Origin of the sequence: Streptomyces sp. NPDC055955 (genome assembly GCF_042270245.1) — a bacterium.
Lineage (GTDB): Bacteria > Actinomycetota > Actinomycetes > Streptomycetales > Streptomycetaceae > Streptomyces.
Map to the genome: position 1 here is coordinate 73,251 of NZ_JBHJYS010000034.1, position 11,128 is coordinate 84,378.

General features: G+C 70.0%; 9 protein-coding genes. 7 read left to right on the forward strand and 2 right to left on the reverse strand.

The features are described 5' to 3' along the window. Positions 1–7: 7 nt before the first annotated feature. Positions 8–1,474 (forward strand): GH1 family beta-glucosidase, encoded by a 1,467-nt coding sequence (locus tag ACFC96_RS42455; RefSeq protein WP_376617820.1) that lies wholly within the window; start codon positions 8–10, stop codon positions 1,472–1,474. Next, on the forward strand, positions 1,471–3,801 hold the full coding sequence (gene yicI / locus ACFC96_RS42460) for an alpha-xylosidase (protein WP_376617822.1): 2,331 nt from the start codon (positions 1,471–1,473) through the stop codon (positions 3,799–3,801). Before ACFC96_RS42455 ends, yicI begins: the two co-directional genes overlap by 4 nt. A 43-nt stretch (positions 3,802–3,844) precedes the next feature. Here the strand turns inward: yicI and ACFC96_RS42465 are convergent, their stop codons facing one another. Continuing rightward, positions 3,845–4,549: a FadR/GntR family transcriptional regulator gene (locus tag ACFC96_RS42465; RefSeq protein ID WP_376617824.1), complete on the reverse strand. Its 705-nt coding sequence runs from the start codon at positions 4,547–4,549 to the stop codon at positions 3,845–3,847. 215 nt (positions 4,550–4,764) lie between these two features. On the opposite strand from ACFC96_RS42465, the gene ACFC96_RS42470 reads away from it, so the two are divergent. Beyond that, positions 4,765–6,081, forward strand: coding sequence for an MFS transporter (locus tag ACFC96_RS42470; protein WP_376617826.1), 1,317 nt, complete (start codon positions 4,765–4,767; stop codon positions 6,079–6,081). A 24-nt stretch (positions 6,082–6,105) separates the two neighbouring features. On the opposite strand, the gene ACFC96_RS42475 is transcribed toward ACFC96_RS42470, so the two are convergent. Further along, positions 6,106–7,302 (reverse strand): Rieske 2Fe-2S domain-containing protein, encoded by a 1,197-nt coding sequence (locus tag ACFC96_RS42475; protein ID WP_376617828.1) that lies wholly within the window; start codon positions 7,300–7,302, stop codon positions 6,106–6,108. Positions 7,303–7,614: 312 nt separating this feature from the next. Between ACFC96_RS42475 and ACFC96_RS42480 the strand changes: the two genes are divergently transcribed. From ACFC96_RS42480 to ACFC96_RS42495, 4 genes are all read left to right on the forward strand, one after another. Continuing rightward, on the forward strand, positions 7,615–8,421 hold the full coding sequence (locus tag ACFC96_RS42480; protein WP_340457901.1) for a ferritin-like protein: 807 nt from the start codon (positions 7,615–7,617) through the stop codon (positions 8,419–8,421). Next, entirely contained in the window at positions 8,418–8,987 is a 570-nt protein-coding gene (locus ACFC96_RS42485; protein ID WP_376617830.1) for a hypothetical protein, read from the forward strand. Before ACFC96_RS42480 ends, ACFC96_RS42485 begins: the two co-directional genes overlap by 4 nt. 71 nt (positions 8,988–9,058) lie before the next feature. Then, positions 9,059–10,312 carry a sensor histidine kinase gene (locus ACFC96_RS42490; RefSeq protein WP_376617832.1) on the forward strand — a complete coding sequence of 418 codons (1,254 nt, stop codon included), beginning with the start codon at positions 9,059–9,061 and terminating at the stop codon, positions 10,310–10,312. Continuing rightward, complete coding sequence (locus ACFC96_RS42495) at positions 10,309–10,998, forward strand: response regulator transcription factor (RefSeq protein ID WP_340457904.1); 690 nt, start codon at positions 10,309–10,311, stop codon at positions 10,996–10,998. The genes ACFC96_RS42490 and ACFC96_RS42495 overlap by 4 nt, the downstream gene beginning before the upstream one ends. Positions 10,999–11,128: the final 130 nt, after the last annotated feature.

The window sequence follows — 11,128 nt, forward strand, 5'->3', positions numbered from 1 at the left end:
CAGCCACATGAGCACCCCCGGATTCCCGGAATTCCCCGACGGCTTCTTCTTCGGCGCCGCCACGGCGAGCTACCAGATCGAGGGGGCGTACGACGAGGGCGGCCGAGGGCCGTCCATCTGGGACACCTACTGCCGCGAGCCCGGACGGGTGGCGGGCGGCGCCACCGGCGACATCGCCTGCGACCACTACCACCGCTACCGTGAGGACGTGGCTCTGCTGCACGGCCTCGGTGTGGACAGCTACCGCTTCTCCGTCGCCTGGCCGCGGATCCAGCCGGACGGCACAGGACCGGCCAACGCAGCCGGTCTGGACTTCTACGACCGGCTGGTCGACGAACTGCTGGCCTCCGGGATCTCCCCCGCCGCCACCCTCTACCACTGGGACCTCCCCCAGGCCCTGGAAGACCGGGGCGGCTGGCGGGTGCGCGAGACTGCGGAGCGCTTTGCGGACTACGCCGGACTCGTCGCGGAGCGGCTCGGTGACCGGGTGGAGCGCTGGATCACCCTCAACGAGCCGTACTGCAGCGCTTTCGTCGGCTATGCGGCGGGCGCCCACGCTCCCGGCGCACAAGAGGGCCGCGGCGCGCTCGCCGCCGCCCACCACCTCCTCGTCGGCCACGGCCTCGCCGTCCGCGCCCTGCGCGGGACCGGCGCCCGGGAGGTCGGCATCACGCTCAACCCGGACCGGCTGCTCCCGGCAGCCCCCGGCTCGCCGGCCGACCTCGCCGCCGTTCGGCGGGCCGAGACCCTGCACAACGAGGTGTGGCTGGACCCGTTGTTCGCGGGCCGCTATCCGCTGCACGAGGCGGAGACCTGGGGCGAGCCGGCCGACGGCTCGCCCCGGCTCGACAGTTCGCACAGTGTGGAGACTTCGTACCGGCTCGAGACTCCGTACCGGCTCGACGGCGACCTCGAACTCATCGCCGCCCCGCTGGACTTCGTCGGCATCAACTACTACCGGCCGATCACGATCGCCGACGCCCCGCACCGGGACCCCGATCCGGCGACCCGTACGGCGGTCGACATCCGGGCCATCGAGTCATGGCGCGACGACGTGCGGCACACGACGATGGGCTGGCCCGTCGTCCCGCACACCTTCACGGATCTGCTGATCGACCTGACCGAGCGGTACCCCGAGCTGCCCCCGCTGGTCATCACGGAGAACGGCTCGGCCGAGGCCGACACCGTCACGGACGACGGCCGGGTCCACGACACCGAGCGCATCGACTATCTCCGCAGCCACCTCGAAGCCCTCTCCGCCGCGATCCGCGCGGGCGTCGACGTGCGCGGCTACTACGTGTGGTCGCTCCTCGACAACTTCGAGTGGGCCCGCGGCTACGGCCAGCGCTTCGGCATCGTCCGGGTCGACTACGACACCCAGGAGCGCATTCCCAAGGACAGCTACCGCTGGTTCCGGGACCTGATCGCCACCCACCGCACCCGTACCGACACCGCTGACAAGGACCACCGTTGAAGTTCACCGACGGCTACTGGCTGATGCGCGAGGGCGTCCAGGCGTCGTACGCGACCGAGATCGCCGAGGCGCGCATCGACGACGGCCGACTCACCCTGTACGCGCCGGTGCGGCGGGTGGAGGAGCGGGGTCACACCCTCAACAGCCCCCTCCTGACGGTCGAGTGCTGGTCGCCCGCCGAGGGAGTGATCGGCGTTCGCTCCACCCACCACGCGGGCGTCGTCGCGCACGGCCCCGACTTCGCCCTGCACACCGACCCCGACCACACCTCGAAGATCACCCGGGACGGGTCCCTGCTGGAGCTGACCAGCGGGGAGCTGTCGCTACGGGTGGACACCGCGGCTCCTTGGCGCTTGGACTTCACCGCCGACGGCCGCGTCCTGACGTCCGCCGGGTCCCGCGGCACCGGCTTCGCCCTCACCGGCGACGGCGGCCACCACTCACTGGCCCAACTGTCCCTGGGCGTCGGCGAACTGGTCTACGGGCTCGGCGAGCGCTTCACCCCGTTCACCAGGAACGGCCAGAGCGTGGACCTCTGGCAGGCCGACGGCGGCACGGCCAGCGAGCAGGCGTACAAGAACATTCCCTTCCATCTCACCAACCGGGGCTACGGCGTCTTCGTCAACCACCCCGGCCGTGTCTCGTACGAGATCGGGTCCGAGGCCGTGGGGCAGGTGCAGTTCAGCGTCGAGGACCAGTCGCTGGAGTACTACGTCGTCCACGGCCCGACGCCCAAGGACGTCCTGGACCGCTACACCGCCCTGACCGGCCGCCCGGCGCTGCCGCCCGCCTGGTCGTTCGGGCTGTGGCTGTCCACGTCCTTCACCACGTCGTACGACGAGGAGACGGTCAACCGGTTCGTACGGGGCATGTCGGAGCGCGGCATCCCGCTGGGTGTCTTCCACTTCGACTGCTTCTGGATGCGCGAGTACCAGTGGTGCGACTTCACCTGGGACCCGGACGTCTTCCCGGACCCGGAAGGCATGCTGCGCCGCCTCAAGGACGAGCAGAGGTTGCGCGTCTCGGTGTGGATCAACCCGTACATCGGCCAGAAGTCCCCGCTGTTCGCCGAGGCCAGGCGTCACGGCTACCTGGTCCGCAAGGCCGACGGCGACGTGTGGCAGTGGGACCTGTGGCAGGCGGGCATGGCGCTGGTCGACTTCACCAACCCTGAGGCGCGGGAGTGGTACGCGGGCAAGTTGCGCGGGCTGGTCGCGCAGGGTGTGGACTGTTTCAAGACCGACTTCGGCGAGCGCATTCCGACGGACGTGGTGTGGCACGACGGGTCCCACCCGGAGCGCATGCACAACTACTACACGCAGCTCTACAACGAGACCGTCTTCGAGGTGCTGAGCGAGGCGCGGGGCGCCGGCGAGGCCGTGCTCTTCGCGCGGTCGGCGACCGCGGGCGGGCAGCGGTTGCCGGTGCACTGGGGCGGCGACTGCGAGTCCCACTTCGGGGCGATGGCCGAGTCGCTGCGCGGCGGCCTCTCGCTCGGCCTGTCCGGTTTCGGCTTCTGGAGCCATGACATCGGCGGCTTCGAGGGCACGCCGACACCCGAAGTCTTCAAGCGGTGGGTGCAGTTCGGTCTGTTGTCCTCGCACAGCAGGCTGCACGGCAGCAGGTCCTACCGTGTGCCGTGGGACTTCGACGAAGAGGCCGTGGCGGTCACCCGCGACTTCACCAGGCTCAAGCACCGCCTCATGCCGTATCTCTTCCGCGCGGCCCAGCAGGCGCGGGAGCGGGGTACACCCGTGATGCGCGCCATGCTCCTGGAGTTCCCCGAGGACCCGGCGTGCCACACCCTGGATCGGCAGTACATGCTCGGCGACGACCTGCTCGTCGCGCCGGTCTTCGTGGCTGACGGAAGCGTCGAGTACTACGTGCCCGACGGGACCTGGACCCATCTGCTGTCGGGCGAGCGGGTCGAAGGGCCGGGGTGGCGACGCGAGCGGTACGGCTTCGACAGCCTGCCACTGCTGGCCCGCCCCGGCTCGGTGATCCCGTTCGGGGAGAGCGACGACAGCGCCGTCTACGACTGGGCACACGGGGTGACGCTGCGCGTCCACAGCCCGGCGGACGGCACGACGAGAGTGGCTCGGATCCCCGCCGTGGACGGTTTCGCGGGTGCCACGTTCCGCATGCGGCGCGACGGTGACGTCGTCACGGTCGAGGCCGACGACACCCGTGCGCCGTGGCAGGTCCTGCTCGTCGGCACGGAAGCCACCGGCGAGAACGCGGAGCGGACGAGACTCGGAACACTCCTCACGGCCGCGCCCGGCGTCACAGCAGTCTCGGCGGTTCTGACGGAGGCGGGCGGGGCGTAGCGCGCGGAGAGGAAGCGGCTGGAGGGGAGCGGCTGTGGGACGGTCACTCCCCCTCGGGTCGCCAGTGGAGAAGTTTGACCTTGCCGACGCTGTCGACGTGGGTGTGCATGGCCAGGGCCGCGTCTTCGGGGGAACCGGCCCGAACGGCGTCGGCGACGCGTTGGTGCTGGTGCAGTGACTGGGCGGGGCGGTCGGGCTGGCGCAGTGACTCGTTGCGGCTCTCCGCGATGGGCTCGGCGATCTCCGCCATGAACTCGGCGAGAAGGGGGCTGTGCGCCGCCGCGGTGACGGCGGCGTGGAAGCGCTGGTCCTCGGCGACGCACAGCTCCCCGCGCCGGACGGCGCCGGCCATGGCCTCGAGCGCTGCGTCGATCTCCTGCAGGTCCTCGTCCGTGCGGCGTTCGGCCGCGAGGGCCGCGAGTTTGGTCTCCAGCGCGTCCCGGGCGTCCAGGACGTCGGGGAGCCGACGGCGTCGTTCCACCATGGCTTGAAGGGGTTCGGCGTCAAGGCGGTCGCGGAGCAGGAAGGTACCGCCACCGTGGCGCACTTCGACGAGGCCCTGTACTTCCAGGGCCACGATGGCCTGTCGCACCGAGGTCCGGCTCACCGCGAGGCGTTCGGCGAGGTCGCGTTCAGGGGGCAGCCGGTCGCCCGCCTGGAGGCTTTCCGCCTGGACGTATTCGCGCAGGCGCTCGACGACCTGCTCGTACAGACGAGGCCGGGGAACCGGACGCAGTGACTCGGACAACGGGCTATCCGTCCCTTCCCCCAACATTCTTGCTGTGGATCACCCTTGACAGCACATCAGACGCTGCCGACACTCTAGCGCAGGCCTAGAGGCCCAGTGGTCCATCCAATTTCTGCTCCCGAGAGGCAGGCCGCCGCACGCCCTCGGTCAACACCCCAGTCCTCCCTGCCGACATCCCCCCATGTCGTCACCTCCTGAGCCGAATCGAGGTATCCGTGACGATCAACGAGCAGTCCACCGCAACCACCGGAACCCCCACCCCCACCCCCACGCGGCTGACCGGTCCCCAACGGCACGCCTTCTGGGGCTCGTTCGGCGGTTGGGCCATGGACGGCTTTAGCTGGACCATCCCCGGCCTCGTGCTGGCCCCCGCCCTGACCGCGCTGCTCCCCGCGAGCAATATTTCCGTCACGCCCGACAACATCGGCTGGCACGGACAGGTCAGTGCCGCCGTGTTCCTGCTCGGCTGGGGATGCGCCTTCATCTGGGGACCCATCGCCGACCGCTTCGGCCGCAAGCCCGCGATGATGGCCTCCATCCTCATGTACGGGGTCTTCACCGCCCTGGCCGGCACCGCCACCCACCTGTGGGAATGGAATACGTTCCGCTTCCTGGCGGCCGTCGGCGTCGGCGGCGAATGGGCCATGGCCGGCACCCTCCTCTCCGAAGTGATACCGGAGCGGGTACGGGCGCGATTCGGCGGCCTGATGCACTCCGCCGCCTACTTCGGTGTCCTCGCCATCTCCGTCATCTACCTGCTCGCCGGACCTGAACTCGGCTGGCGCGGCATGTTCTTCGTGGGCGGTCTCCCGGCACTGGCCGTCTTCCTCATCCGGCGCACCACCCCCGAGCCGGAGCGCTGGCAGGAAGAGACCTCCGCCCGGCAGGAGCGGTCCTTCTGGCAACCTGTCGTCGAGGTTCTCTCCCCGCCCTACCGCGCACGCACCGTGGGTAATCTGCTGCTCCTGGTGGTCTGCGTCATCGGCCTGTGGGCGGGCTCCACCTACGTGCCCACAGCCGTCACCGCCCTGTCGCAGGAGGCCGGTCACAGCCATACCGCCACGGTGCGCCTGGCCAGCCTGTCGTCCATGACGGTGGCCGCCTTCACGATCCTGGGCTGCTTCGGGGTGCCCCGCCTCGCGGCACGCTTGGGGCGGCGCGGGGCGCTCGCCTCACTGTTCGCGCTGATGATCGTCGGAATCGTCGGCGCCTACGGCTGGGCCTACCCCCACCACTCGATCGCCCTGCTCTTCGCCTTCCTGCCGGTACTCGGCCTGGGCGGCGCGAGCTTCGCGGTCTTCACCATCTGGCTGCCGGAGCAGTACCCGACGCGCATGAGGGCGACCGCCTTCGCCTTCACCACGACCTTCTCGCGCTGGGTCGCCGCGGGCGGCACCTTCCTCATCGGCTACGGCATCCACGCCACCGGCTCCCTCACCCTCCCTCTCACCCTGACCGCGGCCGTCTTCGCCATCGGCATGCTGCTGGTACGCCTCGCCCCGGAGACCCGCAGCACGGCCCTCCCCACCTGATCGTCAGCTCCCGACCGGCGACGGTCAGTTCGCGTTCCGCGAGTCCTTGTCGTGGCCGTCGGTGTCCGGCCGGGCGCCCTGCTGCCCGGCGTCACCGGCGGTCTCGGGGTCGAGCGGCACGCCGTTCGTCCGCAGCATGTGCCGCACGTCCAGGATCAGCGGGAACACTTCGTGGTTGCGGTCCTCGCCCTGTTCGTCCCAGGCGCGCTGCTCGGCCTCGACCGCCATGCGGTCCTGGGCGAAGACCCGTTCGGTGAAGCGGCGGATGAGCGGCCAGGCGAGCTGGAGCACCCCCGGGACCGGTGGCTTCGCGATCATGAGCAGGCCGTAGGCGTGGTTGACGCGCTGCTGGGCGTCCTGCGGCACGTAGGCCGCCCAGAGAGAGAACGACGGGAGTCCGGCGCCGTCGGGGACCGCTTGCAGGGTCTGGTACGGGTACTGGGTGCGGATGGTGATCTCGTCGGGTGTCTGCCGCCCACCGAGGCCCTCGGCCGACAGCAGTCCGGCGCCGCGGTCCTTCCTGCCCCCGGCGGGGACGAAGAGGTACCGGGCCTCGACGAACTGCCGGCCGGTCTCGTAGCCCAGCAGCTTGGGCTGAATTCTGCCCAGCACGCTGCGGTGCAGGAACTGGTGGTTCATGTCCAGCAGGTTCTCGTGCATGAACGAGTAGTGGCAGTTGACGGTGCGGGAGAAGGTCATGGTCCGGTGCGTGGCCGCGCCGAACTCCGGCAGCACCGGGAACGGCGCCGACTCGGCCTTCTCGGGATCGCCGGGGAAGACGAACACCAGGCCGAACGCCTCGCGGACCGGATACGACCGCACGCCGCGCGGCGGCCGCTCGCATCCCTTGGGCAGGTAGGGGATCTGCGAGATGCGGCCGTTTCCGCGGTAGGCCCAGGCGTGGTAGCAGCAGCGCAGGGTGTCCCCCTCCACGACGCCGAGACTCAGCGGCACCTGGCGGTGCGCGCACCGGTCCTCCAGCGCGTGGACACCCCCGGTCCGACCGCGGTAAAGCACGATCCGCTGGCCTGCGAAAACGGCGGCGAAAGTGCGTTCCTTGCGCACAGCACGCGACACGGCCACGGGATACCAGTAATCCGGGTCGATCCCGATGCGCCGCAGGTCGGCCACGGCCTCGCCACGTTCGTCCACCGGACGTGGCGGGAGACCCGCAGGTCCGTCGGCGCTGTACCCGTCCGTGCTGGGAAGGGCCTCGGTCATGTACTGCCCCCTTGTGCTGGAGCCGGGAGGACACGGCGCCTTCCACGGTGGTGGCGGGCGGCGAAAACGGCAACCGCGGGGCGGTGCGACCGCACGGATCACCTCCCGATCAGGGCGCGACCGGCCGTCCGGGACGCGCTGGGACGGGTCACGGGCAAGGCGGTCGCACCCGTAGGCCCGCAGACGGCTTCCGCGTTACTCCATTTGCCCGCCCGGCTCCCCTGGGTGCGGTACTGAGCACCCGCATTGCCCGTCTGCGCGTTGCCACCGTGCGATCGTGCAGCGTCAGAGCGACGCGATCAAAAGGGACGTATGAACGCGACAGATGCCATTCCCATCAGCACGCCCGAGGCCGGGGAACACGCCTTCGCCCGGGCTACCGCGACGGCGCCCGACCGGGCAGAGCTGCACTCGCTCCTCCGAACAGCCCTCGCCGTCGAACACGCCACCATTCCCCCCTATCTCACGGCGATGTACTCCCTCAAGGACGGAAAGAACCGAGAGGTCGAGGGCATCATCCGCAGCGTCGTCATGCAGGAGATGCTGCACCTGGCGCTCATCGGAAACATCATGAACGCGGTCGGTCTCACCCCCAGGTTCGACGACCCGGACTTGGTTCCCGTCTACCCGGGGCCGCTGCCCGGCGGGGTCATGCCCGACCTGGAGATCTCACTCGGCGCCTGCTCGATCGAACGGGTACGCCAGGTCTTCATGGGCGTCGAGCTGCCCGAGGCCCCCCTCGCCCCGGCCGGGCAGAGGGAACTCCATTCCATCGCCGGCTACGACCCTCAGCTGGACGCATGCGGGAACATCCAGAACCTCACCGAAGAGGCCCTCGACGCCCCCAGGAGGTTCTTTGCCCTGGCCGACTACGACGAGGCCACCATCGGCGGGTTCTACCAGCGCATCGCACAGGTCCTGACCGACCTCGACGAACGTGAGAAGAATCTGTTCAGCGGCGACCCACGCAGGCAGGTCAGCTGGCCGCACGCTCCCGGACGGCTGTACCGGGTGACCAATCTGCAGACAGCGCTCTGGGCCATCCTGGAGATCATCGACCAGGGCGAGGGACACGCCCAGGACCCGACCGTAGGCCCGCTCCCGGGAAGGGCGTCATGACCAGCACCGAACAGGACGGGGCCGTCGGCGGGCCCGACCGACGTACCGCTCTGCAACTGGCGGCCACCGCCGCCGTTTCGGGGGTGCTCGCGGCCGGCGCAGGGGTGTCGTCCTCCGCGCCGGCCGCTGCCCACCCATCGGCGGCCGAGGCGCCGCCACCGGCCACCGAGGCCGAGGCAGGCGCGGATGAGCTGGCGCACTACTACCGGTTCTGGGAGATCGTGCAAGGGCGCCGGCTGGTCAAGACGCACGGCTACTGGTCGTTCGACGGGCCGGAAATCCCCTTCGATCCGCGCGAGGTGTACCGCCTGGTCGACAACCCCGACACCCAGCGGCTGGAGAAGGGCTCGGCAGCACGCGAAGCGTCCGAACGGTGCGACCGCGCGTACACCGAGATGCTCAGAACGCTCAACCGCGTGTTCGACGGCCATCCCGAAGAACTGCGCCAGGCCGAGCGGCAGATGAAAGTCCTCGGCACGCAGGCCCGTGCGCTGATGCGGATTCCGAGCGCCCCCGGCGCGAAGACGTTCCTGGCCCCCGCCTTCCAACTGGCCGGGGACGACTGAGCCGGAGGTGTCCGCGGTGACGACGCTGCGCTCGCGGTGCCCGGTTCGGCCACCAGCCCTAGGTTGGGGACATGGCAGTGATGACCGTTAAACGTCCGGGAGCGCAGGGTCGGACTCGCGTCATGGACGTCTTGCTGGCGGCCGTGCTCTTTCCGCTGTCGATGGTGGCGGTCTCGATCATTCATGAGGAACACCGGATCTCCATCCGATGGCAGGCCGTGGTGCTCGTCGGGACCAGCTGCTTCGCGCTGGTGTGGCGGCGCCGCCACCCCTTCGGCGTACTCGCCGTGGCCATCGTCTGCGCAGTGATCCTTCAGGCGCTCGGGTTCCGCGAAGGTCCGCTGGGGACGAGCTCGGTCATCGTGTCCGTCTACACCGTCGCCGCGTGCACCGACCGGCGTACCACCTGGACGACAGCGGGCCTGACGGCGACCGTGCTCGTCGGCGCGGCCACGGCGACCGACCCACGAACTCTGCTCTCCCCGGACAACGCGGCCATGCTGGCCTGGACGGCTCTGCCTGCGGCGGTCGGGGACGGCGTGCGATCCCGCAGAGCCTATGTGGCGGCCGTGGAGGAACGGGCGGAGCACGCGGAACGCACCCGCGAACAGGAAGCCCGCCAGCGGGTGGCGGCCGAACGGATGCGGATCGCACGTGAGTTGCACGACGTCGTCACCCATCACATCGCCCTGATCAACGCCCAGGCCGGCGTGGCCGTCCATCTTGTCGAGCAACGGCCCGAGCACGTACTCACCGCGCTGGAGGGCATCCGCGACGTGAGCCAGTCCGCGCTCGACGAGCTGCGGGTGACCGTGAGTCTGCTGCGCCAGCCGGACGAGACAGCCGCGCCGCGCGATCCGACGCCGGGCATGAGCCAGGTACCTGACCTTCTGGCGTCCTTCGAACGTGCTGGGCTCGCTGTCAAACAGACGCTCAGCGGCGAGCCCAAGCCGCTGGCGCCGGCGGCCGACCTGGCGGCGTACCGCATCGTCCAGGAGGCCCTGACCAATGTGCGCAAGCACTCGGGCGTGGACCAGGCACGACTGGATCTGTCCTACCTCCCGAACCGGCTGACGATCACCGTGGAGGACGACGGTCCGTCGCAGCCCGCCCGCTCCGACCCGGGAAGCGGCCACGGGCTGATCGGGATGCGTGAACGGGCCAGCACAGTCGGAGGCAGGGTGCAGGCGGGACCGCGCGCGGAAGGCGGGTTCACCGTGACCGCCGAGCTGCCGCTGCTGTCCGGCACCGCAGAGGACTCGGCAGCGGCGGATGCCGATGGGCCGACCATGCCGAAGGGCACCACCGAGGAAGGACGAGTGTGACGATCCGTGTTCTTCTCGCCGATGACCAGGCTCTGCTACGGGGCACTTTCAAAATGTTGTTCGATTCCGCGGACGACATGGAGACGGTGGGTGAGGCCGCCAACGGCAGGGAGGCTGTCGACCTCGCCGACTCGCTGCATCCCGACGTCGTCCTCATGGACATCCGGATGCCCGAGATGGACGGCCTCGACGCCACGCGCCTGATCAGCGAGTCCGAGGACCTCGCCGGAGTGAAGGTCCTGATCCTCACCACCTTCGAGGACGACGAGCACGTCGCCGAGGCGCTGCGGGCGGGGGCGAGCGGCTTTCTCGGCAAGGGGGTACGTCCGGACGTCCTGCTCGACGCCGTCCGCACGGTGGCCGCCGGCGAGGCGCTGCTCTCCCCCGTGGCGACCCGCGCGCTGATCGCCCGCTTCCTGGCGCAGCCCGAGCTGTACCCGTCCGTCGTGGAGGAGCGCCTGGAATACCTGACTCCGCGGGAGCGGGATGTGATGTGCCTGGTGGCGCTGGGTCTGTCGAACGAAGAAATTGCCGAACGTTTGTTCGTAAGCCCGCTGACCGCCAAGACGCACGTCAACCGGGCCATGAGCAAGCTGGCGGCGCGCGACCGGGCCCAGCTCGTCGTCATGGCCTACCAGTGCGGCCTGGTCAGCCCAGCGGTGGAACCAGCCGGCCCACAGGCCTGAGGCCCTAGGGCCTGTCGTCAAATTCCCGTCGTCCGCCCGAGGGGCGGGCCCGGCGGCGTCTGGTGCGTGCGATCGCAAGGCGCCGGAGAGTCCTTGTAGCGGAGCTACCAGGGCTCTTCGGCAACGCCGC